The organism is Halorubrum sp. SD41, assembly GCF_058630335.1.
This window is the reverse complement of record NZ_JBZVGZ010000030.1, coordinates 1-23541: the sequence shown is the minus strand read 5'-3', so window position 1 is coordinate 23541 and position 23541 is coordinate 1. Positions and strand designations below refer to the sequence as shown.

Here is a 23541-nt window from a genome sequence, read left to right as displayed (position 1 = left end):
CTCGCGGCGCGCAACCCGTCTTATGGTCACCGACCGCTCTCCCACCGAAATCGACGAAGAGGGGTGGCACTGGCTCCGGGTCAAGCACGTGACCGGATTTCCCAGGCAGGCCCGCGACGGCTACTTTCCGGACCACGACGTGACGCGGCCGGCCGCGACGAGCGAGGCAGACCTGCCGGGAGTCGACCCGAAGCGAGTGGCGTCGCTCCCGGCCGACCCCGAGACCGTCCGCGACGTCGACCGCCTCGCGCTGGAGACGACGTACCTGAGCGGGAAGTGGCTCGTCGAGCGCCCCGCCGAGACGGTCGACGAGTTCTGGGAAGCGGTCGTCGAAGACGTCGAAGCCGGGCGGTTCTGGGACGCGAAGGTCACGACCCGCGCCGGCCGCGAGGCGTTCGGCGAGACGGACCACGCCGTGCTGGTGTTCACGCCGAACTACTTCGATCGGGCGGACGTCGAGCGGGTGCGGCGCCGGCTGCGGGAGGTCCACGGGGCGACCGAGGAGATCCGGTACCGACCCGACGTGTACACGCTCGACGGGGTCCACGAGGAGCGGCTCGGCGCGCTCGCCGCCTCCGACGCGGCGCGGTTCCGGGTCTGAGGCTCGAATCGGGGGAGAAGTCCGGCTACTCGACCGGTCGGAGCCGGAACCCGTCCCAGTCCTGGCTCTCCGGCTCGCGGATGCCGGCGCCCGGCTCGCGCAACTCGTCGGCGTACACCGGCTCGACGCGGTCGCCGATGTCGACGTCGAACGACTTCCCGGAGTCGTCCTCGCGCTCCGCGATCTGCCCGAGCGCGCGGACCGGCGGGCCGTCGTACTCGTCGCCCATCTCGAACTCGACGATCGCGAGCGTGTTCGGCTCGCGGACGCCCGGGGGCGTCGCGGTCGAGGTCGTCCACGTGATCACCCGGGCCTCGTGTTCGCGGAGGTCGACCGTCCCGACGCGCTCGGCGCCGTTCGGGCTCACGGTGTGGGGCGGGTAGGTGACCGTCCCGTCCGCGTACTCCGCCGCCTCGAACGTCGGTTCGTCGCCGCCGGACTCCTCGCCGTCGCTTCCGGTCGCGTCGTCGTGCTCGTTGTCGCTCATTGGCTTCCCTCCAAGACGGTGGTGGTCACGCAGTTCCCGAACCCGCCGACGTTACAGGCGAGCCCCGTGTCGGCCTCGACCTGTCGCGGACCGGCGTTCCCGGTGACCTGCTGGTAAATCTCGTACACCTGTGCGACGCCGCTGGCCCCGAGCGGGTGGCCCTTCGACTTGAGCCCGCCCGAGGTGTTGATCGGGAGCTCGCCGTCGCGGTCGGTGACGCCCTCCTCGACCGCCTTCCACCCCTCGCCCTTCTCGAAGAAGCCGAGGTCCTCGCTCTGGAGGAACTCGAGGATGGTGAACATGTCGTGGAGCTCCGCCACGTCGACGTCGTCCGGGCCGATCCCGGCCATCTCGTAGGCGATATCAGAGGAGTCGACGACGCCGCCCATCGTCGTCGGGTCCGCGCGCTCGTGGACGACGTGGGTGTCGGTCGCGCCGCCGATCCCGCTGATCACGGCGTAGTTGCCGTCGGGCGCGTACTCCTCGGCGACGGACTCGGGACAGAAGACGAGCGCCGCGGAGCCGTCCGTGATCGGACAGAAGTCGTACAGCCGGAGCGGGTCGGCGACGACCGGCGAGTCGAGCACCGTGTCGAGGTCGACCTCCTTCTGAAACTGCGCGTGGGGGTTGTCCACGCCGTTTTTGTGGTTCTTCACGGCGACCTTGCCGAGGCTCTCGCGCGGCGCGTCGTACTCGTCGAGGTAGAGGCGCGCGGTGAGCCCCGCGAAGGAGGGGAGCGTGACGCCCTGCTTGTACTCGACCGGGTGGGTGAGCGACGCGATCACGTCGGTCGCCTCCGATGTCGTCCGGTGGGTCATCTTCTCGCCGCCGACTAACATCGTGAGGTCGCTCGCGCCGGAGGCGACCGACTGCCACGCGGCGTACACGCCCGCGCCGCCGGACGAGGAGGTCTGGTCGATCCGCGCGGTGTAGGCCGGCTGGGCGGCCAGGTCGTGGGCGAGCGCGTTCGGGACGCCGGTCTGTCCCTCGAACTCGCCGCTGGCCATGTTCGAGACGTACAGGTGGTCGAGGTCGTCGCCGTCGACGCCGGCGTCGTCGAGCGCGGCCGCGCCCGCCTCCGCCAGCAGCTCCCGAACCCAGGCGTCGCGCTGCCCGAACCGGGTCATCGACGCGCCGACGATCGCTACGCGTTCCATGTCCGCGGGTCGGACGCGGTCGCCTAAAACGTACCTCTCTGCGGTCGGTGGGATGGGGAGGCCTTCCCCGCCGACTCACTCCGCGCGCCGCCCGCCGTGGCCCGGGTAGTCGCGCTCGAAGCGCGACCCGATCTCGTCGCGGTCGAGCCGGATCACGACCGGGCGCCCGTGCGGGCAGGCGTACGGGTTCTCGCAGGCGTCGAGGCGGTCGAGGAGGTCGACGACCCGCCCCTCGGTCAGCGAGGTGTTCCCCGTGACGGAGGGGTAGCAGGCGAGGTCGGCGAGCAGCTCGTCGACGACGTCCGCGACCGGCTCGTCGCCCGCGGCGGCGTCGTCGACCAGCGCGGAGAGCACGTCCCGCAGGAGGTCGGGGTCGAGCGCGGCGTCGAAGACGGCCGGGACCGCCGTCACCGCGACCTCGCGCTCGCCCGCGCGCTCGGCCCGGAACCCGATCGCGGCGAGGTCGTCGACGAACTCCTCGAACAGCGCCGCCTCGCGCGCGGTCAGCTCGATGCGGACCGGCTCCGCGAGCGCCTGCGCGTCCGCGCCGTCCGCGAAGGCCGCCTTCAGCCGCTCGTAGTTCACCCGCTCGTCGGCCGCGTGCTGGTCGATCAGCACGAGCCCGTCGGGCGCCTCGGCGACGACGTACGTCTCGTGGAGCTGGCCGAGTACCCGCAGCGAGGGCAGCGAGTCGAACTCCCGCTCGCGCTCGGTCGCCTCGCCGTCGAGGGTCCGCTGTCGCGCGGCGGGTCGGGGTCGGGAGTCCGACCGTCGCGCGTTTCCGCCGACGGACGCCTCCCCGCCGCTCGCCGCCCCCCCGCCGCTCGCCGCCTCCCCGCCGCCCGCCGTTCCGTCGCGGTCAGGTTCGCTGCGGTCAGGTCCGGTGCGGTCCAGTCCGTCACCGGGCGACGGGGAGCCGTTCGGGTCCTCGACGCTCGCGGCGTCGGCGTCGCGGTCGACCGCGCCGCTCAGGGTCTCGGCGTCGTCGGCCTCGTCCCCGGCGCCGACGTCGGTCGGTCCTCCCGGATCGCGCTCCGTCGCGTCTTCCTGCCAGCTTCGGGGAGAGGGCCGGTCGCCGACCGCGTCGTCGCCCGCGCCGCCGCCCAGCCCGTCGACCGCCCACGCCGCGTCGTCGTCCGGGTCCAGCTCGGTCGGACTGGCCGGGTCCACGCCGTCCGCGTCGGACGAATCCGCGACGTCCGCGTCGGTCGGACTCGCGCCGGTCTCGCGGTCCCCGTCCGTAGTCCCTCCGGAGTCGGTCGATTCGGTCGATTCGGTCGAGTCCGTCGGCTCGGCCGGTTCCGTCGACTCGGCCGATTCAGCCGCGCTCGCGGGCTCGCGCCCCTCGCGCGCGGCGCGCTCGTGGCCGGTGTCTGCCCCGCCGACGGCCTCGGCGTCGGGCGTCTCGGGACTGACCGCGGTCTCGTCCGGCGCCGACTGGCCGCGGGGCGCCGTCGAGCGGATCAGGCCGTGGTCGAGTAGGGCCGACTCGACCGCGTCCTCGACCGCCGAGCGGACCGCGGGCTCCTCGTCGAAGCGGACCTCCAGCTTGCGCGGGTGGACGTTCACGTCGACGTCGCCGGGCGGGACCTCGACGAAGAGGACGGCGAACGGGTAGCGGTCGGGCGCCAGCTGGCCGCCGTAGGCGTCGAGGGTCGCCTCGCGGAGCGCGCTCGCGGTGACGTACCGGCCGTTGACGTACGTCGAGAGGTAGTCGCGGGTTGAGCGCGCCGTCTCGGGGTGGGAGACGAGCCCCGTCACGCGCCGGACCGGCGCGTCGTCTCCCGTTCCGTCCTCGTCCCCGTCCCCGCCGTCGGGTGCCCAGTCGACGTCGATCATCGACTCGGCGACCTCGCGGCCGTAGACGGCGAGGACGGCCGAGCGGAGGTCGCCGTTCCCCTCCGTCGCGAACGTCTCGCGGCCGTCGTGCTCTAAGGAGACCGCGACGTCGGGGTTCGCCAGCGCGTAGCTCGTCACCACGGTGTTCACGTGGTCGAACTCCGTGGCCGTCCGCTTGAGGAACTTCTCGCGGGCGGGCGTGTTATAAAAGAGGTCGTCGACCTCGACGGTCGTGCCCGCCGGGCAGCCCGCGGGCCGGACCTCTCCGACCTCGCCGCCCTCGACGGTGATCTCCGCGCCCGCCTCGGCGTCCGGGGGGCGCGACCGCACCGTCAGTCGGGAGACGGCGCCGACGGTGTACAGCGCCTCGCCGCGGAAGCCGAGCGTGGCGACGCCGCGGTCGAGGTCCTCGATGTCGCCGATCTTCGAGGTGGCGTGCTCCGCGACGGCCGCCTCCAGCTGATCTTCGGGGATGCCGACGCCGTCGTCGCGGACGCGGATCCCCTCCGTGCCGCCCGACTCGACCGACACCGCCACGCGGCTCGCGCCCGCGTCGAGGCTGTTCTCGACCAGCTCCTTCACGACGCTCGCGGGCCGCTCGACGACCTCGCCGGCCGCGATCCGCTGGACGGTCCGCTCGTCCAACCGCTCGATGTCTGGCGGCTCCATGTTACCGTCCGTCCGACGAGCGCGCACTTCAAGCCGTTGTCGCCCGCGGCGACGCGAGACGGACTGAAGCCCGGCGAGCATGCCCTTTATAAACAAATGCGGTGGCGCGTGCCTGCGAGGCCGCTCTGCGGCCGAGCAGCACGCGCGAGGGAGTCGGTGATCCGGAGCAACGCGGAGGACCACCGACGAGGCTGGGGAGGCGTGAGGCGCGGTGCGGTCGCGGCCGGGCGGGACTCAAAGGGGCAGTCGCGAGGCGGGCGCAGGCGAAGTAAGGACCGCAGAGAGCGAGCGAAGCGAGCGACTGAGGACCGCAGCGAGCGTGCGCCCGCCTCGCGACTGGGGCTTTGGCGGTGTTCTCTGTCGCTCCGCCAGAAATCATTTATAAATAAGCAGATCAGAAACCGGAAGCGGCCATCGCGGCGTCAGCAGTTTTCAGGTAGACCTGTCGGGTTCCGATAAGACTCGATCTCGCCATGGGGAGAAAGTACGAACGATCGGTTCACACGTCGGGGGTGTCCCCGAAACCCGACTCTAATTAAGCGACCGCGGCCGCGATCTCCTCGTCGGTGAGGAACACGTCCTCGCCGGTCTCGGCGTCGAACAGATGGATGTCCGCCTCGTCGAAGGTGACGCCGACCTCGTCGCCGGCCTCGGGGAGCACGTCCGCCGGCGCTCGCGCGAGGAAGTCCTCGGTCACGTCGAGGTGGACGTAGTTGTCGGAGCCGATCGGCTCGACGACCTCGACGGTCGCGGTCAGCGTCTCCTCGCCGGTCGGCTCCTCGACGACCTCGATGTTCTCCGGGCGGATCCCGAGCGTGTACGGGCCGCTCTCGAACTTGTGGCCGGCGACGTACTCCCGGCTGAGCGAGAGCGAGAGCCCGGAGGACTCGTCGCGGACCGTCGCGGTCGTCCCGTCGGTCTCGACGTCGACGTCGAGGAAGTTCATCGACGGCGAGCCGATGAAGCCGGCGACGAACTCGTTGACGGGGTTCTGGTACACCTCGGTGGGTTCGCCGACCTGCTGGAGCTCGCCGTCGTTCAGGATGGCGAGGCGGTCGCCCATCGTCATCGCCTCCTCCTGGTCGTGGGTGACGTACATCGCGGTGACGCCGAACTCCTTCTGGAGCTTCTGAATCTCCGCGCGCATCTCCGTGCGGAGCTTCGCGTCGAGGTTCGAGAGCGGCTCGTCGAAGAGGAACACCTCGGGCTCGCGCGCGATGGCCCGACCGAGCGCGACGCGCTGCTTCTGCCCGCCGGAGAGCTCGTCCGGCTTGTCGTCGAGGAGGTCCTCGATCCCCATCATCTCCGCCATCTCCCGGACGCGCTCGTGGCGCTCCTCCGTCGTCATATCCGTGCTCATCTTGAGCCCGAACGCCATGTTCTCGCGGACCGTCTTGTGGGGGTATAACGCGTAGTTCTGGAACACCATCGCGACGGGACGCTCCTTCGCGTGGACCTCGGTGACGTCCTCGTCGTCGAAGCTGACGGTACCGGTGGTCGGCTCTTCGAGCCCGGCGACCATCCGGAGCGTGGTCGTCTTCCCGCAGCCCGACGGCCCGACCACGGTCACGAACTCCCCGTCGTCGATCTCAAGGTCCAGGTCGTCGACGGCGACGATGGTCCCTCGGTCGAACTCCTTCCGGAGCGTATCGAGCGTGACGCGTGCCATTTCCCTGAAGACCGGTCCGCTGGCATATGAGTTCTTTGCTGTTTTTCTGATATATGGTGAATAATCTCTTCTCAAATATCGGCAACACCCACTCGCCGAGTCGATCGTCGATCGTCACGGTCGACACGGATCGATCCGGATCGATCGGGACGTACCCCAAACACTAAATGTATGAAAATATAATTCATCATTTGTTCTAGCCACATGAACAAGAAACGTAGAACGCTGCTCAAGGCGATGGGGGGAACGACTGCGCTCGCGGGACTCGCGGGCTGTATCAGCACCGGCGGCGACGGCGGTGACGGGTCCGACGGAAGCGATGGCGGCGACGGCGAGAGCGGCGGCACCGCGACGCTGTGGACCGACCTCTCGGACGGCGAGGACGAGGCCATGTCCTCGTACATCGACGAGTACGAGTCCGAGAGCCCCAACACGATCGAGAAGAACGAGCCGGGCGGCGAGCTCGACCAGCAGCTCGAAACCGCGATCCCGGCCGGCGAGGGGCCCGACTCGTGGATCTGGGCGCACGACTGGATCGGCCGGTTCGCGGTCCGCGAGGAGCCGCCGTTCCTCTACGACGCGAGCGACGACGTCGACGCCTCGCTGGACGTCTTCACGGAGACCGCCCAGGAGGCCGTCCAGTTCGACGGCGCGCTCCACGGGCTCCCGTTCGCCTCGGAGACGGTCGCGCTGTTCTACAACGAGGACATGGTCGACGAGCCGCCCGAGACGTTCGAGGAGATGCTCTCGGTGATGGACGAGTATCACAACCCGGAGAACGGCGAGTACGGCCTCTCGTACCCCGTCACGGACCCGTACTTTGCTAGCGGGTTCATCCAGGCGTACGGCGGCGACATCTTCGACACGGAGAGCCTCGAGACCGCCCTCGACAGCGACGCGTGTAAGCGGGGGATGGACGCGCTTGAACAGCTGTTCGACTACGTGCCGGCCGACCCCGGCTACGAGTCGCAGATCGTCGCGTTCGCCGACGGCGCCGCGCCGTTCGCGATCAACGGCCCGTGGGAGATCGCGAACCTCGGCGAGGAGATCGAGAATCTCGGCGTCACGACGCTGCCGACCGTCGACGGCAACAACCCCCGGACGTACTCGGGGATCCAGACGTTCTACTTCAGCGCGATGCTGTCGGACGCCGACCAGCCGACGGTCGACGCCGCGACGGGCCTGGCCGAGTGGTACACCACGAACGAGGACATCATCGAGACCAACGCCGAGGAGCAGGGGTACATTCCCGTCCTCTCCTCCGTCGTGGAGGACGGCGACCTCTCCGCCGACGTTCAGGCGTTCGCTCAGCAGGTCGACCACGGCGTGCCCATCCCGACCCACCCGAACATGAACGCCGTCTGGACGCCGCTGACCGAGGCGCTGACCCGCGTCTTCAACGGCAATCAGGAGAGCGGCCCGGCCCTCGACCAGGCCGCGTCGGAGATCCGGGAGAACCAGTAGGCGGCCTCTCCACCAGCTACCATGGCCTCTTCACAACTCGACGCCGGCGGCGGGCTCTCGCGGCTCCGGTCAGCGCTGCCGTTCTCCGGTCGCGACTGGGGACTGCTGCTCGTCATCCCCGGCGTGGTCCTCTTCTCGAGTTTCATGCTGTACCCGATCGTCTACCTGTTTTACATCTCGCTGACCGACGCGACGTTCGCCGGGTCGGTGATCGGCGGCGGCGCCGAGCTGATCGGGCTCGCGAACTACGCACAGCTGCTGGCGGACCCGCAGTTCTGGACGTCGATGTCGACGACGTGGCTGTTCGTCGCCGTCTCGCTCGTGGTCAAGGTGTTCGTCGCCGTCGGCATCGCGCTCCTCTTGAACCACGCGCGGGTCGTCGGCAAACGCTACATGCGCGCCGCGGTGATCGTCCCGCTGGGGTTCCCCGGCATCTTCACGATCACCGTCTGGCGCGGGATGTTCAGCGACGCCCGATTCGGCGTGTTCAACACGCTGCTCGGCCGCTACAACGAGTTCATGTCGGCGCTGTCGGCGCCGCAGGTCCTCCTCTTCGACGTGCCGATCGGCTTCCTCAGCGGCCGCTGGGAGGCATTTTTCGCGTACGTCACCACGGAGGTGTGGCTCGCGTACCCGTTCATGGTGATCATCATCGTGAGCGCCTTACAGGACGTGCCAAAGTCGCTCCACGAGGCCGCGATGGTCGACGGCGCCGGGTGGCTCCAGCGGTTCCGGACGGTCACCCTCCCGGCGATCAAGGGACCCGTCCTCTTCGCCTCCATCCTCACCGCGGCGACGTCGTTCCAGCAATTCCTGATCCCGTGGGTGTTCAACCGGGGCGGCCCGGCCAGGCAGAACGAGCTGATCATCGTGTACGGCTACCGCGAGGCGATCAGCTTCAACGAGTTCGGGCTTTCCGCGGCGATCCTCATCGTCGCCATCGCCTTCGTCGGACTCTTCATGCTCGTCGCCGTGCGCTACGGCGGCCTCGCCGAGGGGGTGGGTGAGCAATGAGCGCGGTCCGCTCGTTCGCGGCGCTCGTCGCCGCCAAGCTGGTCGCGTTCGCGACCGCCCCGAAGCGGTTCGTCGTCACCGTCCAGCGGGCGATCTACGACCTCCGCGCGGGCAAACGCACGCCGTGGGACGTCTCGAAGAGCGTCCTGATGACGCTGTTCGGGCTCGCGATGGTGTTGGTGCTTCTGTTCCCGCTGTTCTGGATCTTCACCGCGTCGCTGGCGGAGGGGACGCGGCTGTTCACCACCAGCGGCATCTTCCCGGACCCGTCGACGTACAACCTCGGCGCGTACCGCTGGGTGATCTTCGAGTCCGACTTCTTCTTCGTCGACGGCGACTGGGGGTACCCCCAGCTCGTCCTCGGCGGCGGGGGCGGGCTGGTGAGCTTCCGGTGGGCCGGCACCGAGACCGGTCCCGGCGCGCTGTTCAACAGCCTCTACATCGTCAGCGTGACGCTCGCGGCCGGGTTCGGGATGATCGTCCCGGCGGCGTACGCGTTCTCGCGCCGGAAGTTCGTGGGCCGCAAGCGCATCCTCTACGGCTACGTGCTGTTCACGCAGATCGGCGCCGGACTGTCGATCGCGACGCTCGTGGCGTTGTACTCGCTGTTCAGCAGCTACGGGCTCACGAACAACCTGTTTGTCCTCGGGCTGTTCTACGCCGCGTCGGCGATCCCGTTCAACACGTGGCTGCTGAAGACGTACATGGACAACATCCCCGTCTCCTACGAGGAGGCGGCGATGGTCGACGGCGCGAGCTTCCTCGACACGATCCGGGAGGTGATCCTCCCGCTGACGAAGCCGGGGCTCGCCGTCGTGCTCATCTTCGTCTGGCTCGCCGGCTGGAACGAGTTCATCATCGCGCAGACGCTGCTGCGCCCCGAGAACTACCCGCTGTCGGTGGAGCTGTACAACATCGCGACCGAGGGCCGGTTCTCGACGCCGTGGACCCGCTTCGCGGCGTTCGCGAACCTGTTCGCGCTGCCGGTCGCGATCGTCTACTTCGCGGCCCAGCGCTCCGTCGAGGACGGCCTCTCGTTCGGCGGCATGGAGGGGTAACGGACCGAGCGCGGTCCGTCTTCGGTCGATCTGCGTTTCTCGTTTCTCGTTTTCGCGGTTCGTTTTTGCCTGAGCGGTCCGGCCCGCGACCGATCGTCTCGACCGCTCCGCACGGCACCGCACCTCACGCCTCCCCAGCCTCGGCGGGCGGCCCGGCGCGGGCGGAGCCGCGCCGGACCGCCGCCTCCCTCGCGGGCTTCTCGCGGCCGCCGGCGGCGGCCGCTCGACGGCGGGCCGCCCCGAAATGACTAATAAAAACCGCACCGCCCGAACCCCTCCGCCGGTCAGTCGGCCGCGGTCGGAGGCGCCGGCGTTCCCGTGAGCCGGTCGCGGTCGTGGGCGGCCTCGAAGTCGAGGTCGGGGCCGCGCGCGATGATGCCCGAGGGGGTCACGTCCGGGTGCGTGGTGTAGTAGTGCTCCTTGATGTGCTCCATGTTCACCGTCTCCGCGACGCCCTCGGTCTGGTAGAGGTCGCGCAGGTACGGCCAGAGGTTCTCGTACTGGTGGATGAACTTCCGGTTGCACATGAAGTGGGTGTGGTACACCTGATCGAAGCGGACCAGGGTGGTGAACATACAGATGTCCGCCTCAGTCAGGGAGTCGCCGACGAGGTAGCGCTGGTCGGCGAGCCGCTCGTCGTAGCGGTCGAGCGCGCCGAACAGGTCGTCGATCGCCTCGTCGTAGGCGCTCTGCGAGGTGGCGAAGCCGGCGCGGTAGACGCCGTTGTTGATCGGCTCGTAGATGTCCGTGATCACCTCGTCGACGTCCGCGACGGTCGCGTCGTCGTCCGCGTCGGGTAACAGCGAGACGCCGTTGCCGAGGTCGTCGAACGCGGTCGAGAGGGTGCGGAGGACCTCGCGCGACTCGTTGTTGACGATCGTCTCCTCCTCTTTGTCCCACAGCACGGGGACGGTCACCCGGCAGGTGGCGTCGGGGTCGGCCTCCACGTACAGCTCGCGGAGGAAGTCGCTGTCGTGGAGGTGATCGCGGGTACAGCCCTCCTTCTCCGGGGTGAACTGCCAGCCGTCCTCGTCGCGGTACGGGTCGACGACCGAGACGCCGATCGCGTCTTCGAGGCCCAAGAGCGACCGCGCGAGCAGCGTGCGGTGCGCCCACGGGCAGGCGTACGAGACGTACAGGTGATACCGGCCGGCCTCCGGCTGGAAGCGCTCGTCCGGCTCCGCGTCGACGTGGTCGGGCACGTCGCTGCCCGCGACCCAGTTCCGGAAGGTGGTCTCGCCGCGCTGGAACGCGCCCTCCTCGTCGGTCGCCTCGTAGGTGTCCGTGCGCCACTCGCCGTTCACGAGCTGATTCATGTCCGGTACGTGGGCCTCCGTCCGTATAACGTGGGCGGGGACACGCGTGTCACCCGCCGAACGCGGAGCGAACCGCCGGATCTCGATCCCCTCCTACTCGTAGACGCTCACGTCGTCGAACCGGCCCTCGTAGGCGACGTTCGACGGGAGGGTCGGCTCGTTGCCGGAGAGGAACATCCGGTCGAGCTTCGCCCACGTGTTCTCGTACGCGAGGTGCGCGAACTCCACGAGCCCGCGGAGCTGGTGGCCGGCGCCGCCGCGGTGGATCACCGTCCGGGGCCGGCGCTCGCGGAACGCGTCGACGACCGCCTCCTCGTCGGCGAGGTCGCCCTCGAAGGCGGTCCACGCCTCGCCGACCGTGCCGGGGAGGTGGGCGTACGACGAGCCGAACCCGGCGCAGCCGGTCTCCTCGGCGGTCCGGCGCGCTCGCGCGTTCTGGTGGGGGAGCAGCTTCGTGTTGTACGTCTCGACCGCGTCGAGCCGCGCGGCGTGGGCGTCGACCTCGGGCTGCGTGAGCGAGATGGTGGCGAACCCGGGGTGAGGGACGAGGACCGCCGCGTCCTGCCGCTCGAACTCGGCCATCGCGCCCTCGAAGGTGATGTAGTCGGGGACCGGGTCCGAGAGCCCGATGGCGAGGAGGTGCCGCCGGTTCCCCCAGTCGCCGGTGAACACCTCGCGGGCGGGGACGACGGTCAGCTCGTCGTCGGTGTACCGCGCCGCGCGCTCGCGGATCGTCGGGAGCCGCGTGAAGTGCGGCGCGTACACGAGCGCGTCGATCCCGCGGGCCTTCGCGCGGGCGACGACCTCGTCGTCGAGCACCTTCACGTGGGCGTCGACGCGCGTTTGCGGTCGGGTCACGGTCGCACGGTCGTCGCGGCGGCGCAAAGGCGTATCGTTCGACGACGACGGTGCCGCGACCGCGGACAGAGAGACGCGGCACCCCCCGGCGTCGCCGCGGCACGCTTTCCTCGCCGCCGCGGCACGGCCCGACGAGGTGGGAAACCGTTAATCCCCCTCGGGCGAGAGTTCGGGGTATGGCCCCTCGCTGGACGTGCGGCATCGGCGACTGCGACGCCGCCTTCGACGACGTGGAGGCGGCGATCGTCCACCAGACGAACGAGCACCAGCGCCACGAGTGTAAGGTCTGCGGCACCATCGTCCCGGACGGCTACTTCGCGATCCGCCACGCGTTCGACGAGCACACCCGCGCCGAGTTCGTCCGCGCGTACGACGCCGACTCGGCGGCCGTCCGCCGCCGCGAGGAGATCAAAGGCGAGATCGAGTCGGCGGCCGACCTCCAGCGGGTCGTCGAGGAGCTCGACCGCGGCGTCTGACCCGCTCTCCCGACCCGCCGCTCTCCGAACCCGATTTATAAAACTCGCTTCCCGAACGCGCTCGCCGCCAGCTCCGTCGCCAGCTCGGCCGTCTCGTTGTGCTGGTCGAGCGTCGGGTTCACCTCGACGATCTCCATCGAGCGGAGGGCGTCGGTCTCGTCGACGATCTCCATCGCGCTGTGCGCCTCGCGGTAGGTGACCCCGCCGCGGACGGGCGTCCCGACGCCGGGCGCGGCGTTGGGATCGAGCCAGTCTAAATCGAGGCTGACGTGGATCCCGTCGACGCCGTCCGCGGCGACCTCGAGCGCCTCCTCCGTGACTTCGGTGATCCCCCGCTCGTCGATGTCCGACATCGTGTACGCGGCGAAGTCGCGCTCTCGGATCAGCTCCGCCTCCGCCTCGTCGACCGACCGGAGCCCGACGAGGGCGACGTTCTCCGGCGACAGTCCCGCGGCGTTCGCCCACTCGGTGTCCGCGAACTCGTCGACCCCGAGCGCGGCCGCCAGCGGCATCCCGTGGACGTTGCCCGAGGGGGTCGTCGCGGGCGTGTTGAGGTCGGCGTGCGCGTCGAACCAGACGGCGCCGATCTCCGCGTCGCGCGCGGACCCCGAGAGGCTCCCGATGGCGATGGAGTGGTCGCCGCCGAGCGCGAGCGGCACCTCGCCGTCGTCGAGCGTCGCGGCGACCTCGTCGCCGAGCCGCCGGCAGACGTCCGCCGTCTCGCGGAGGAACTTCGCCTTCCCCTCGCTGGGCGCGTCCGCGTCCGGGTCGCGCTCCTCCGCCCGCGGGACGGGGAGGTCGCCCGCGTCGACCGCCTCCACGCCGGCGCCGGCGAGCTGCTCGGCGAGCCCGCCGTACCGGATCGCCGACGGTCCCATGTCGACCCCGCGTCGGTTCGCCCCGTAGTCGGTCGGCGCGCCGATGATCCTGACCGTGGTCATACCGGCAACGCGGCGCGCCAGCGCTTCAATGGTTGGGATCGACGCGCCCGTCGCGGGTCGACGCGGTCACGTCGCGCTCGAACGCCGCCGTTGCCCCGCGCCCGCCTCGCCGGATCGGACACCGTTTTGCGCCCGGCCCGCCACGGGACGTTCATGGGCAGCTCCGATCCCTACTCGGTCGACCCCGGCGACATCGAGCCGATGGGCGCCACCATCGCGGTCGCGTTCACCGGCGCGGCGATCGGCCTCGTCGGCGCCGCGGTCTCGTTCGTCGCCGTCGACTTCGGGGTCGCGCTGGTCGGCGTCGGCGTCGTCGTCGCGCTGTCGAGCCCGCTCGCGTACGTCCGGATGAAGCGGCTGCGCGGAGAGTAGGGCGGGGCGCTCAGCGCCGACTGTACCCGACCGTCGGGGCGATTCCGCATGATCATTTATAAGTGAATTCCATCGCATTTAAGCGGGGGCGCTCTGTAATTGGCACCATGTCATCGATCGAGCTCACGTCGAGCCAGAAAAGCATCCTCTCGGCCCTCATCAACCTGTACGGGGAAGAAGAGGACGCCGTGAAGGGCGAGGCGATCGCCGAGGAGGTCGACCGCAACCCCGGGACGATCCGCAACCAGATGCAGAGCCTCAAGGCCCTCCAGCTGGTCGAGGGCGTACCCGGCCCGAAGGGCGGCTACAAGCCCACCTCGAACGCCTACGAGGCGCTCGACATCCAGCGCATGGACGAGCCGGCCGACGTCCCGATCTACCACGAGGGCGAGCAGGTCGAGGGGATCAACGTCGACGGGATCGACCTCTCCAGCGTCCACCACCCCGAACTGTGCCGCGCCGAGATTCACGTTCAGGGCTCGGTCCGCGACTTCCACGAGGGCGACAGCGTCACCGTCGGCCCGACGCCGCTCTCGAAGCTCGTCATCGACGGCACCGTCGACGGGAAAGACGACACCGCGAACATTCTCATCCTGCGGATCGACGACATGCGGGCGCCCGACGAGCCGGCCGAGCACTGACCGTCCGACGGAGTTTCTGCGAGTCGTAATCTGTCGGAGCGCGTCGCTCAGTAGCCGCCGAAACGGTGAAAACGATTCCGTCGAGCCGAGCCGCTACCCCGAGTCGCCCGCGTTCACATGTCGCCGAACGCGCCGACCGCGCGGCCCGGGGAGGAGACCTTGTTGATCCAGCGCGTGGCGATCGCCTTCTTCAGCAGCTTCGCGGGCGTGCCGCCGAACGTCTTGATCGGCATACCCATCACGTCGTGGGCGACCGCCTCCTCGCCGACGGAGATGACCGTCCCCTTGTCCTCGTGGGTCCACGAGCGGAGCGGCGCGCCGCGGGCGGCGCGAGCGAGGTTCTCGCCCGCGACCTCGGCGGCCTGCCACGCGGCCTGCGCGGTCGGCGGGGCGACGTCGTCGTCGCCCTGCTCGACGAGCGCGGTGTCGCCGATGGCGAACACGCGGTCGTCGCTGGTGGCGAAGTCGGAGCCGGCGTGGACGCGGTTCGAGCGGTCGTCCTTCTCGACCTCGACGTTCTCCAGCTCGGGCTGGCCCGTAATGCCGCCGGTCCAGATCAGCACGTCGTAGCCCAGCTCCTCGGGTTCTTCGTCCTCGCCGCCGCCGAGGTAGACCGCGTCCTCGTCGGCCTCCGAGATGAAGTCGCCGGTGAGGATCTCGACGTCGGCGTCTTCGAGCCGCTGGCGGAGCGCGCCCTGGATCTGGGGGTCGTTGCCGGGGAACACCTCGTCGAGCCCCTCGACCAGCTTGATGTCGAGCGGCGCGCGGTGTTTGTCGCGGTACTCGGCGATCTCGCCGGCGGTCTGGATGCCCGAAAGGCCGGCGCCGCCGACGATCACCCGCGCGGGGTCCGAGCGGGTCGCGTCCGCGGCCGCCTCGCGGACGTCCTCGTGGATCGCCTTCGCGTCGTCGAGCCCCTTCAGCTGGTGGGCGTGCTCCTTCAGCCCCTCGATGCCGAAGAAGGCGGTCGTCGAGCCGATGCCTAAGAGGAGGTAGTCGTAGTCGACGGTCGTCCCGTCGTCGGTCTCGACGACGCGGTCGTCGGTGTCGACGTCGACGACCCGGCCCTGGACGAAGTCGGACTCGGGCGACTTGATCTCGTCGACGGGGATCGTGATCTTGTCCTCGACGGCGGGGTTGCGGATCGCGCGGTGGACCTCGTGTAAGACGAGGTGGTAGTCGTGTTCCGAGATCCACGTGAGCTCGGCTTCGCCCTCGCCGACCTCGTCTTCGAACGCCTTCACCGCCCCTGCGCCGGCGTACCCGGAGCCGACGACGACGACCTGTGTACTCATGGCCGTAACTCCACGGCGCGCAGATAAAGTCGCTTTGGAACGCTCGCAGGCGAGAATCGCCGACGCGGCGGTGACGGTCCGCAACGCCGGGACCGCGCGCCCGCTACAGCGAGAGGCCGGCGTGCCAGCGGTCCGCGCCCGCCTCCCGCTTCACCTCGTCCATCCGCGCGAGCAGCTTCACCGCGAGGCTCGCGGTCTCGGCCGCGCGCGACTCGCCCTCCGTCCGGAACTCGCCGGTCACGCGGTTGGCGTAGACTGAGCAGACCGCGCCCGCGCGGAGCCCGTACACGTTCGCGATCGTGAGGATAGCCGACGCCTCCATCTCGATGTTCTTCACGTTCGCGTCTTGTAATTCCCGGACGAGCTCGTCCGAGCCGGCGGCCTCGAACCCCTCGAACCCGGGGCGCCCCTGGCCGGCGTAGAAGGAGTCCGCGCTCATCGTCACGCCGGTGTGGTAGTCGTGGCCCAGCCGCTCGGCGGCGGCGACGAGCGCGGAGACGACCTCGCCGTCGGCCGCGGCCGGGTAGTCCTCGCGGACGTACTCGTCGCTCGTCCCCTCCTGGCGGACCGCGCCCGTGGTGATGACGAGGTCGCCCACCTCCATCTCCGGCTGGATCGCGCCACAGGAGCCGACCCGGATGAACGTGTCGACGCCGACGCGCGCGAGCTCCTCGACGGCGATTGCGGCCGAGGGGGAGCCGATCCCGGTGGAGGTGACGGAGATCGGCGTCCCGTCGTACGTCCCGGTCGCGGTTCGGTACTCGCGGTGGCGCGCGACCTCCTCGTGGTCGTCCCACAGCGCCGTGATCTTGTCGACGCGCTCCGGGTTGCCGGGCAGGAGGACGGCGTCCGCGACGTCCTCGGGCGCGGCCTCGACGTGGTAGCCGGCCCCGTCGTTCGGGTCCTCGCTGTCTTCGGTCATGTCTCCGCCGTTCGGCGAGCCGTTTAAAAGTAGTTCCGTCTCGGTCGCCCGGGGCCGTCCCGTCGGCGTCAGTGCCCGCTGGCGTCGTCGAGCGTCCCCTCCGAGATGGTGTTCGGGAGCAGCTCGCCGAGGGTGTACTCCGTCACGGCGTCGCCGCCCTCGTCGCAGGCGACGACGAGGTCGTCGGCCGCGAACTCCGCGAGCGACTGCCGGCACATCCCGCAGGGGGTGACGCCGTCGCGCACGCCCGAGGAGACCGCGATCCGGTCGAACTCGCGGTGGCCGTGCTTCACCGCCTCCGCGAGCGCGACCTCCTCGGCGTGGAGGCTGTTGGAGTAGTTCGCGTTCTCGATGTTACAGCCGGTGTAGACGGCGCCGTCGGCGGTCCGGAGCGCGGCGCCGACGCGGTACTCGGAGTACGGGACGTGGGCGGCCTCTAGGGCCTCGCGGGCCGCGGCGATCAGATCGTCATCGTCCATACCGACGGATGACGCGGCGCGCCGATAACTGTGCTGTGTCGCGGTCGCGGGGGCAGGGTCTCCCCGTCAAGCGTCGTCAGTCCACGCCGAGAAGCCGCCGTCGATGAGCGTGTCGGCCTGCTGGCGGATGTACTCGCGCTGGGTGTCGTGGACCGCGGTCGCGAACTCGTCGCCGTCGTCGAGGCGGTCGCGGACGCGGTCGCGCTTCCAGCTCGCCGGGGTCGTGCGGTTCGCGACGCGCCAGCGGAGCGGCGCGATCCACTCGGCGGCCTCGTCGTCGGCGCAGCCCGCGGTCCGGAGCCCCGCCTCAGCGTGGTCGAGGAGGTCGGCGTACATCGCGTCCGCGTCCGTCGTGCGCTCCCCGTCGCGACCGATCCACTCCATGTCGGCGTCGATGCCGTCCGCGACGGCGGCGTAGAAGTTGTCTCGGGCGGTCTCCCAGTCGAGTCCGATGACGGGGTGTTCGTGCTGGGCGAGCGCCTGCATCAGGCCCGCGAACGCCCCTTGGAACGCGATGGAGTCGCGGACCGTGGGCTGGCCGGGGATCGGGCGGAACTCGATCCGGGCGTTGGCGGCCGAGCGGCTCGCCCCCTCGAAGACGGGGCGGACCCACCGCCAGTAGCTGCCGTGTTTCGTCCGGAACGTCGCGAAGTCGTCGTCGAACCGGTCGCTGCCGCCCGGGTCGGGCATCGGGATCAGCGTCTCGTCGCCCGCGATGCGGTCGACCGCGGTCTCGACGTCCCGGAAGTCGCGCGGGAACCGCACCTTGTCCGCGTCGGTCCGGGCGTTGAGGACGGACTCGAACACGTGGATCCGGTTCTCGGTCGCCCCCTCGGCGAGGACGCGTTCGCCGTCCCAGCCGTCGTCGTACAGGTCCGGCGGGAAGAACGGGGAGTTGACGCCGAGCGCCAGCAGCGGCCCGGCGATCCGGAGCGCGTACCGGAAGTGCCGCGGGAGCGTCTCGGCGTGCGCCACCTGGTAGTGGGGCTGGATCGAGGTAATGAGGCTCTCGGGCATCACCGTGTCCGCCGCCATCGACACGCCCGGGGCGGAGAGTTCGACCTCGGCGCTCCCGGACGGCTCGGCCGGAGTCCCGTCCCCCCCGGCCGACTCCGCGCCATCGGCTTCCTCGTCGCCGGCCGCGTTCGCCATCGCGTGGTACCGGACGGAGTCGCTCATGTTGACCGCGACGACGACGCCGTCGACCTCGACGCTGTCGGTGAGGTACTCGCGAGCGGTCTCGCCCGCCGGCGGGATGGTCCAGAGCCCGTCGGAGACGAGCCGCATCCCCTCCACGCCGGCGGTGTTCTCGGCGGCCTCCAAGCGCGCGCGGACCTCGGCGAGCTGCGCGCGGAGGCCGTGGTCGGAGAGGGGCTGCGGGCTCGTCGACATCTCGGCGTTGTGGAGCCCGAGCTCCTTCTCGAACCCCATCAGCTCCAGCATCCGGCGGGGCACGCGCATCAGCGCGTACTCGCCCGCCCGCGACTCCTCGCTCCACCGCCCGTCGCCGACCGCGTAGAACTCGTACTCGAAGCCGACGATCGACTGGTGGTTGTCGAAGGAGCCGTCGCGGAGCTCCTGTTTGACGATCTCGGCCTCCTCGGCCGCGCGCTCGGCGAACGCCTCGGCGTCGACCGAAAGCGCCTCCCGGACCCCGTCGGCGAGCGCGGACTCGGTGGTCATGCGACCGAGGAAGGACGCGGCGACGTGAAAAGGTCACCGGCCGCGAGAGCGTTCGGGTCGCGTTCCCACGACCGCTCCGAGGGGGTCTCTCCCCGCCGGCTCGCCGAACTCTCGGCCTACTGGTTCGCCGTGCGCGCGTCGAGCGCGACGGGGATCGACCGGCTCGCCACGTCGCCGGCGAACGCCTCGCCGTCCGCTTCCAGCCCCTCGAAGGTGTCGTAGTGGATCGGGACGACGAGGTCGGGGTCCATCGCCTCGGCCAGCTCGGCCGCCTCGCGTCGGTCGGCGACGATGCCGCCCCCGCCGATGTTCGCGAGGAAGACGGAGACGTCGAGCTCGGCGAACCCGTCGAGCGCGTCGGAGTCGCCGGGCCAGAAGACGGTGCGCCCGCCGAGCGACAGCAGGAAGCCGCAGCCGAAGCCGGGCGGGTGCGCGACCGAGCCGTCGGCGTCCGCGTTCGGGCCCTCCGGGTCGTTGTGGGCGGGGACGGACCACACCCGCACCTCGCCGGCGGGCGTGTCGACGTCGACGCGCTCCTCCTCGCTGACCCGGACCACCTCGTAGTCGGCCGCGAGCGCGTCGATCGGCTCGACGTCGCGGTCGATCCCGGCGGGGTCGACCGCCTCGTAGATCACGAGCGTCGCGTCCTCGCTCGCGACCGATCGGATCCCGTCGCCGTCGTAGTGGTGGTCGTGCGTGACGACGACGAGGTCGCCGTCGCGCGCCCAGTAGTCGTCGAGGACGCCGTAGCGGCCGGGATCGGTGTAGACGACGGGCCCCGCGTCCGTCTCCAGCCGCGCCGTCGCGTATCCGAGCCACTCCACCGCGAGCTCCTCGTAGCGGACCGTCATGTCACCGTCTGCGGCCGCGGGCGCCTTGAGGGTGGCTATCGGTCGCGGTCGCGCTCGGCGCCGCGGTCGACGCCGTCGACCTCCTCGGCGTCCGCGCCGTCGATCACGGAGAGGTCCCACGCCGCCGCGAGCGCCTCGTCGTCGAGCGAGCGCCCCAGCGCGTGTTCCGGAACCAAGGGCATCGGAATCGGAAGGTACCCCGCCTCGCGCAGCGCGGCGAACCCGCCGACCGTCTCCACGACGACCCCGTCGTCGCCCCGACGGACCCGGAACCGCTTGTCGTCCGGATCGCGGCGGTACGCGAAGGGGAACGCGTCGTCCGGCGGGGTCCGGAGGCTGTCGACGCCCGCGAGGACGGCGACCGCCTCTCCGTCGGCCTCGCAGACGAGCCGCGGGACCGCGGGCCGACCGTCGTCGTCGACGGCCGCGGCGTCCACGTCGGGGCGGGCCGGAACGGGGCCGGCGGGGGTGTCCGTCTCCCGCCACGCGAACGTCGGGTCGCCGAGCCCCTCGGCGCGGACGCAGGCGTAGCCGCCGCCCGAGACCGGGACCCGGTCCGGGCCGAGGTGGAAGGTTCGGCGGCCGTCGGTCCGGGCGGCGAGCAGCGGCGGATCGGCGAGGAGGTCGCGCACGGCGGTCGCGGTGTCGGCGTCTCTGGCGACGAACAGGACGCGGCGGTCGCGGTCGAGCGCGTGGCCGAGCCGCGAGATTATCACGGTAGGCGTGGCGTCGCCCGTAGCGAGCGGCTCCACCGCGATCCGGTCGTCGCCGCGTCGCGTCGCCGAGCGGGCCTGGCATGCGAGCGCCTACGAGCCGGACCCTGAAGGGGTTTCGCGTGGCGGAACGCCGCGGGGGCCGCGTCGCTCGTCGCCCTCTCGCGTCGGCTCAGTCGTCGCCGGCGAGCCGGCGGACCCGCGCGAGCGAGTCGGCGTCGTCGACCCCCTTGTCCTCGCGGACGCCGACGAACCGGGGGAACCGGAGGGCGTAGCCGGCGGAGTACGTCGGCGAGGCCTGGATCTCCTCGTAGCCGACCTCGACCACCAGTTCCGGGTCGAACGCGACCGTGGTCCCCGTCTCGTCGACGACGTGCGGCTCCAGCCGCTCGGTGAGGCCCGCGAGCGCCTCGTCCGTGATCCCCGTGGCCACCTTGCCGACCGTGGCGTACCCCGCGGGCGCGGGGTCGTCGGCGTCGCGGTCGCCCGCGCTGCGGTCGGGGGCCTCGCTCGCGTCGCCCTCTTCCCGGACTGCGAGCAGGAAGGTGCCGAACAGCTCCGCGCGGCGCCCTTCGCCCCACTCGGCGCCGACGACGACGGCGTCGAGCGTCTCCACGTCCGGCTTGCGCTTCAGCCAGTCGCGGCCGCGGTCGCCCGGCGTGTACGCCGCGTCGGGGTTCTTCAGCATGACGCCCTCGTGGCCCGCGTCGAGCGCGGCCCGTTCCGCGACCGCGATCGCCTCGGCGTCGTCGGCCAGCGTGAGGTCCGCCGCCGCGTCGGGGAGGACCTCCCGGAGCCGGTCGTGGCGGACGCGGAGAGGCTCGTCGAGCAGGTCGTCACCGTCGGCGTGGAGGCAGTCGAACGCGTGGAGCCGCAGGGAGACGGTCTCTCGCATGCGGTCGACGTCGTGCTTCCGGCGGAACCGCCGAAGCACCTCCTGGAACGGGAGCGGGTCGCCGTCGTCGCCGACCGCGACGACCTCGCCGTCGAGGATGACCGGGGCGTCGACGCGCTCGGCGACGTACTCGACGATCTCGGGGAGCGCCTCGGTCACGTCGTCCATGTTCCGCGAGTAGAGCCGCGGGCCGATCGCCGCGTCGCCGTCGTCTTCCGGAGCCTCACCGTCGGTGGCGTCGCCGCCGCCGCCCTCGGACCCGCCGTCGGCTCCGGGGTCGTAGTGAACCTGAACGCGGGCGCCGTCGAACTTCGTCTCGACGGCGACCTCGCCGAACGCGTCGAGCGCGTCCGTCGCGGTGCCCGCCTGCGCGAGCATCGCCTGGACCGGCCGGCCGACGCGCAGCGACTCCTCGCGGAGCCCCGCGAGCCCCTCGTCGCGGGCGCGGACCGCGACCCGGCCGTAGTCGTTCGTCACCTGAAGCGCGCGCTCGACGGCCGCGACGGCGTCCTCGGGCGCGTGGAGTTCGGGGTCGTCCTCGCTCGATCCCTCTTCGTCCGCTTCTCCTGACGCCCCGGGCGGCGCGAGGAACGCCTCGGCGACCGCGTCGCGGACCGTCCCCTCGCCGACGCCGAGCCGCATCTCACCGAGGACGAGTCGGGCGAGGAACGCGGACTCGCTCGGCGAACACCGGGTGAACAGCCCGAACAGGGCGTCCCGCTTGCGCGACTCGCTGCCGTCGCCGCTCTCGGCCGCGAGGCCGCGCAGCTCCTCGTCGAGCGCGGCGACCGTGAGCGCGTCGCGGCCGCCGCCGAACGCGGCGAGCCCCCGCTGGCCGCCGAAGTCGTAGGCGGCCGCGACGGCGCCGATCTCGCCGCGCTCCGCGAGCCGGTCCTCGACGTCGGCGGCGGCGACGTTCGGGCCCGCGGCGCGGGCGATCGCCTCGCGGCAGAGCGCGGGACCGACGTCGAGGGTGCGGGTGTCGTGGGCGGGGAAGACGCGTCCGAGGAGGAACCGGACGACGACTGGGAGGTCGTCGGCGGACCCGTCGCCCTCGCCGCCGCCCTCCTCGTCCCCGTCGGCGTCGCCTCCGGCGCCGGCGTCCGCGAGCAGGTCGGCGACCGCGAGCGTCGTCTCGATGTCGCCGTCGTTCGCGGCCACCCGTTCCGCCCGTTCCGCCAGCGCGGCGAACTCCATACGCGTCCGGTCGGCTGCCGCTACGCAAAAGCGGTCCGATGCGCGCCGGGGGAGCGGGCACGAGACGAGGGGGCTGGCGTCACGGCCGGGAGACGCGGGAGGAGCCGCCGGGGAACCGCTTTTTACCTCCGGTCTCGTACGGTTCTCTATGTACGTCCGCGACGCCAAGAACCGTGACGAGGCGTGGCTGTTGGACGCGATCGAGCAGCTGGGGCTCGACGACGTCGCCTTCCGGTCACGGGACTACGTGATCGCGGTCGACGAGGAGTCCGGCGACCGGGCCGGGTTCGGCCGGCTCCGACTCCACCGCGGCGACGAGGACGAGGCCAACCGGATCGAGCTCACCGGGATCGGCGTCCTCCCCGAGTGGCGGCACCGCGGGGTCGGCGCGCACGTCGTCGAGCGCCTCGTCGACACCGCGGCCGCGGACGGGTTCGAGACGGTGTACGTGCTCACCGACCAGCCCGACTACCTCGCGCAGTTCGGCTTCGAGCGCGTCGACACCGACGACCTCCCGCCCGCGCTCTCCGACCGCCTGACGGAGAAGCGGGAGTTCCTCGGCGGCGACGTGGTCGGCCTCGCGCTCGCCGTCGACGAGTTCGAGATGCCGAGCAGCCTCCGAAAGGCGTTCAAGGACGCCGAGCCGACCGGCGACGACGAGCCGGAGGAGTCCGCCGAGGACTTCGGGATCGACCCGGACTCGGCGACTTATAAATACGACACCGGCCGCTGAGCCGCGAGACCGACTCTTTTCTGCGGTCGCCGTGGCGCGTGCCTGCGAGCGGCCGGTAGGCCGCGAGCAGCACGCGCGAGGGAGTCGCTGGCGGCGGCAGCCCCCAGCGACGAGGCTGGGGGGGCGGGAGGGGCGGGCGCCGTGCGGGGAGGACTCGAAGGGGCAGGCCGGGGCGCGGGCCTGGAGGACGGAGGCCCCCCCAGACAGGGGG

21 protein-coding genes and 1 pseudogene are annotated in these 23541 nt (G+C 71.0%); 8 read left to right on the top strand and 14 right to left on the bottom strand.

All coding sequences use genetic code 11. The features are described 5' to 3' along the window. Positions 1 to 22 precede the first annotated feature (22 nt). Positions 23 to 601, top strand: coding sequence for a putative phosphothreonine lyase domain-containing protein (locus AC4NMM_RS13280; RefSeq protein ID WP_491924463.1), 579 nt, complete (start codon positions 23 to 25; stop codon positions 599 to 601). A 25-nt stretch (positions 602 to 626) separates the two neighbouring features. Here the strand turns inward: AC4NMM_RS13280 and AC4NMM_RS13275 are convergent, their stop codons facing one another. The 4 genes from AC4NMM_RS13275 to AC4NMM_RS13260 all read right to left on the bottom strand — a co-directional run bounded on the left by AC4NMM_RS13275 (position 627) and on the right by AC4NMM_RS13260 (position 6422). Then, a complete protein-coding gene (locus tag AC4NMM_RS13275) occupies positions 627 to 1088 on the bottom strand; it encodes a Zn-ribbon domain-containing OB-fold protein (RefSeq protein ID WP_491924462.1) in 462 nt (153 codons plus the stop codon). Next, positions 1085 to 2245 carry a thiolase family protein gene (locus tag AC4NMM_RS13270; RefSeq protein WP_096393654.1) on the bottom strand — a complete coding sequence of 387 codons (1161 nt, stop codon included), beginning with the start codon at positions 2243 to 2245 and terminating at the stop codon, positions 1085 to 1087. Before AC4NMM_RS13270 ends, AC4NMM_RS13275 begins: the two co-directional genes overlap by 4 nt. Positions 2246 to 2320: 75 nt before the next feature. Beyond that, entirely contained in the window at positions 2321 to 4753 is a 2433-nt protein-coding gene (gene mutL / locus AC4NMM_RS13265; RefSeq protein WP_491924461.1) for a DNA mismatch repair endonuclease MutL, read from the bottom strand. 535 nt (positions 4754 to 5288) lie between these two features. After that, positions 5289 to 6422 carry an ABC transporter ATP-binding protein gene (locus AC4NMM_RS13260; protein ID WP_491924460.1) on the bottom strand — a complete coding sequence of 378 codons (1134 nt, stop codon included), beginning with the start codon at positions 6420 to 6422 and terminating at the stop codon, positions 5289 to 5291. A gap of 204 nt (positions 6423 to 6626) precedes the next feature. On the opposite strand from AC4NMM_RS13260, the gene AC4NMM_RS13255 reads away from it, so the two are divergent. The 3 genes from AC4NMM_RS13255 to AC4NMM_RS13245 are packed head-to-tail and all read left to right on the top strand — an operon-like array spanning position 6627 to position 9958. Next, positions 6627 to 7886 (top strand): extracellular solute-binding protein, encoded by a 1260-nt coding sequence (locus AC4NMM_RS13255; RefSeq protein ID WP_491924459.1) that lies wholly within the window; start codon positions 6627 to 6629, stop codon positions 7884 to 7886. Positions 7887 to 7907: 21 nt separating this feature from the next. Next, a complete protein-coding gene (locus AC4NMM_RS13250; RefSeq protein ID WP_096393651.1) occupies positions 7908 to 8900 on the top strand; it encodes a carbohydrate ABC transporter permease in 993 nt (330 codons plus the stop codon). Next, positions 8897 to 9958, top strand: a complete 1062-nt coding sequence (locus AC4NMM_RS13245; protein WP_096393650.1) for a sugar ABC transporter permease — start codon at positions 8897 to 8899, stop codon at positions 9956 to 9958. Before AC4NMM_RS13250 ends, AC4NMM_RS13245 begins: the two co-directional genes overlap by 4 nt. A 284-nt stretch (positions 9959 to 10242) precedes the next feature. Here the strand turns inward: AC4NMM_RS13245 and AC4NMM_RS13240 are convergent, their stop codons facing one another. Then, complete coding sequence (locus tag AC4NMM_RS13240; protein ID WP_491924458.1) at positions 10243 to 11274, bottom strand: glutathione S-transferase family protein; 1032 nt, start codon at positions 11272 to 11274, stop codon at positions 10243 to 10245. Positions 11275 to 11367: 93 nt separating this feature from the next. After that, a complete protein-coding gene (locus tag AC4NMM_RS13235) occupies positions 11368 to 12159 on the bottom strand; it encodes a PHP-associated domain-containing protein (RefSeq protein ID WP_096393648.1) in 792 nt (263 codons plus the stop codon). A gap of 149 nt (positions 12160 to 12308) precedes the next feature. Here AC4NMM_RS13235 and AC4NMM_RS13230 point away from each other — a divergent pair, with 149 nt between their 5' ends. Beyond that, positions 12309 to 12608: a DUF7565 family protein gene (locus AC4NMM_RS13230; protein WP_004596437.1), complete on the top strand. Its 300-nt coding sequence runs from the start codon at positions 12309 to 12311 to the stop codon at positions 12606 to 12608. A 35-nt stretch (positions 12609 to 12643) separates the two neighbouring features. Here the strand turns inward: AC4NMM_RS13230 and rocF are convergent, their stop codons facing one another. After that, the gene (rocF, locus tag AC4NMM_RS13225; RefSeq protein WP_491924457.1) at positions 12644 to 13549 is read right to left on the bottom strand and encodes an arginase; all 906 of its coding nucleotides are present in this window, start codon (positions 13547 to 13549) and stop codon (positions 12644 to 12646) included. Between the two features lie 153 nt (positions 13550 to 13702). Here rocF and AC4NMM_RS13220 point away from each other — a divergent pair, with 153 nt between their 5' ends. Together AC4NMM_RS13220 and AC4NMM_RS13215 are read left to right on the top strand one after the other, a co-directional pair. Next, positions 13703 to 13921: a hypothetical protein gene (locus AC4NMM_RS13220; protein WP_096393646.1), complete on the top strand. Its 219-nt coding sequence runs from the start codon at positions 13703 to 13705 to the stop codon at positions 13919 to 13921. A 107-nt stretch (positions 13922 to 14028) separates the two neighbouring features. Then, positions 14029 to 14562 (top strand): Rrf2 family transcriptional regulator, encoded by a 534-nt coding sequence (locus AC4NMM_RS13215; RefSeq protein WP_096393645.1) that lies wholly within the window; start codon positions 14029 to 14031, stop codon positions 14560 to 14562. A 113-nt stretch (positions 14563 to 14675) separates the two neighbouring features. Here AC4NMM_RS13215 and AC4NMM_RS13210 read toward each other — a convergent pair whose 3' ends face one another. From AC4NMM_RS13210 to AC4NMM_RS13180, 7 genes and pseudogenes are all read right to left on the bottom strand, one after another. Further along, the gene (locus AC4NMM_RS13210) at positions 14676 to 15857 is read right to left on the bottom strand and encodes an NAD(P)/FAD-dependent oxidoreductase (protein ID WP_096393644.1); all 1182 of its coding nucleotides are present in this window, start codon (positions 15855 to 15857) and stop codon (positions 14676 to 14678) included. A gap of 103 nt (positions 15858 to 15960) precedes the next feature. Further along, the gene (locus AC4NMM_RS13205; RefSeq protein ID WP_096393643.1) at positions 15961 to 16779 is read right to left on the bottom strand and encodes a nucleoside phosphorylase; all 819 of its coding nucleotides are present in this window, start codon (positions 16777 to 16779) and stop codon (positions 15961 to 15963) included. A 68-nt stretch (positions 16780 to 16847) separates the two neighbouring features. After that, positions 16848 to 17258: a cytidine deaminase gene (gene cdd / locus AC4NMM_RS13200; protein WP_096393642.1), complete on the bottom strand. Its 411-nt coding sequence runs from the start codon at positions 17256 to 17258 to the stop codon at positions 16848 to 16850. Positions 17259 to 17324: 66 nt separating this feature from the next. Next, positions 17325 to 18941: a glutamate-cysteine ligase family protein gene (locus AC4NMM_RS13195; protein ID WP_491924456.1), complete on the bottom strand. Its 1617-nt coding sequence runs from the start codon at positions 18939 to 18941 to the stop codon at positions 17325 to 17327. Positions 18942 to 19057: 116 nt separating this feature from the next. After that, positions 19058 to 19792: an MBL fold metallo-hydrolase gene (locus AC4NMM_RS13190; RefSeq protein WP_491924455.1), complete on the bottom strand. Its 735-nt coding sequence runs from the start codon at positions 19790 to 19792 to the stop codon at positions 19058 to 19060. Between the two features lie 35 nt (positions 19793 to 19827). Beyond that, positions 19828 to 20565 (bottom strand): annotated as a pseudogene (locus AC4NMM_RS13185) (hypothetical protein); the annotation flags it as partial. Between the two features lie 112 nt (positions 20566 to 20677). Next, on the bottom strand, positions 20678 to 22597 hold the full coding sequence (locus AC4NMM_RS13180) for an ATP-dependent DNA ligase (protein ID WP_491924454.1): 1920 nt from the start codon (positions 22595 to 22597) through the stop codon (positions 20678 to 20680). A gap of 148 nt (positions 22598 to 22745) precedes the next feature. Between AC4NMM_RS13180 and AC4NMM_RS13175 the strand changes: the two genes are divergently transcribed. After that, positions 22746 to 23330, top strand: a complete 585-nt coding sequence (locus AC4NMM_RS13175; RefSeq protein ID WP_096393637.1) for a GNAT family N-acetyltransferase — start codon at positions 22746 to 22748, stop codon at positions 23328 to 23330. Positions 23331 to 23541: the final 211 nt, after the last annotated feature.

Bases quoted from the DNA above. Each gene is read 5' to 3' on its own strand.
- AC4NMM_RS13280 (WP_491924463.1), top strand. From the start codon at position 23: ATGGTCACCGACCGCTCTCCCACCGAAATCGACGAAGAGGGGTGGCAC.
- AC4NMM_RS13275 (WP_491924462.1), bottom strand. From the start codon at position 1,088: ATGAGCGACAACGAGCACGACGACGCGACCGGAAGCGACGGCGAGGAG.
- AC4NMM_RS13270 (WP_096393654.1), bottom strand. From the start codon at position 2,245: ATGGAACGCGTAGCGATCGTCGGCGCGTCGATGACCCGGTTCGGGCAG.
- mutL (WP_491924461.1), bottom strand. From the start codon at position 4,753: ATGGAGCCGCCAGACATCGAGCGGTTGGACGAGCGGACCGTCCAGCGG.
- AC4NMM_RS13260 (WP_491924460.1), bottom strand. From the start codon at position 6,422: ATGGCACGCGTCACGCTCGATACGCTCCGGAAGGAGTTCGACCGAGGG.
- AC4NMM_RS13255 (WP_491924459.1), top strand. From the start codon at position 6,627: ATGAACAAGAAACGTAGAACGCTGCTCAAGGCGATGGGGGGAACGACT.
- AC4NMM_RS13250 (WP_096393651.1), top strand. From the start codon at position 7,908: ATGGCCTCTTCACAACTCGACGCCGGCGGCGGGCTCTCGCGGCTCCGG.
- AC4NMM_RS13245 (WP_096393650.1), top strand. From the start codon at position 8,897: ATGAGCGCGGTCCGCTCGTTCGCGGCGCTCGTCGCCGCCAAGCTGGTC.
- AC4NMM_RS13240 (WP_491924458.1), bottom strand. From the start codon at position 11,274: ATGAATCAGCTCGTGAACGGCGAGTGGCGCACGGACACCTACGAGGCG.
- AC4NMM_RS13230 (WP_004596437.1), top strand. From the start codon at position 12,309: ATGGCCCCTCGCTGGACGTGCGGCATCGGCGACTGCGACGCCGCCTTC.
- rocF (WP_491924457.1), bottom strand. From the start codon at position 13,549: ATGACCACGGTCAGGATCATCGGCGCGCCGACCGACTACGGGGCGAAC.
- AC4NMM_RS13220 (WP_096393646.1), top strand. From the start codon at position 13,703: ATGGGCAGCTCCGATCCCTACTCGGTCGACCCCGGCGACATCGAGCCG.
- AC4NMM_RS13215 (WP_096393645.1), top strand. From the start codon at position 14,029: ATGTCATCGATCGAGCTCACGTCGAGCCAGAAAAGCATCCTCTCGGCC.
- AC4NMM_RS13210 (WP_096393644.1), bottom strand. From the start codon at position 15,857: ATGAGTACACAGGTCGTCGTCGTCGGCTCCGGGTACGCCGGCGCAGGG.
- AC4NMM_RS13205 (WP_096393643.1), bottom strand. From the start codon at position 16,779: ATGACCGAAGACAGCGAGGACCCGAACGACGGGGCCGGCTACCACGTC.
- cdd (WP_096393642.1), bottom strand. From the start codon at position 17,258: ATGGACGATGACGATCTGATCGCCGCGGCCCGCGAGGCCCTAGAGGCC.
- AC4NMM_RS13195 (WP_491924456.1), bottom strand. From the start codon at position 18,941: ATGACCACCGAGTCCGCGCTCGCCGACGGGGTCCGGGAGGCGCTTTCG.
- AC4NMM_RS13190 (WP_491924455.1), bottom strand. From the start codon at position 19,792: ATGACGGTCCGCTACGAGGAGCTCGCGGTGGAGTGGCTCGGATACGCG.
- AC4NMM_RS13180 (WP_491924454.1), bottom strand. From the start codon at position 22,597: ATGGAGTTCGCCGCGCTGGCGGAACGGGCGGAACGGGTGGCCGCGAAC.
- AC4NMM_RS13175 (WP_096393637.1), top strand. From the start codon at position 22,746: ATGTACGTCCGCGACGCCAAGAACCGTGACGAGGCGTGGCTGTTGGAC.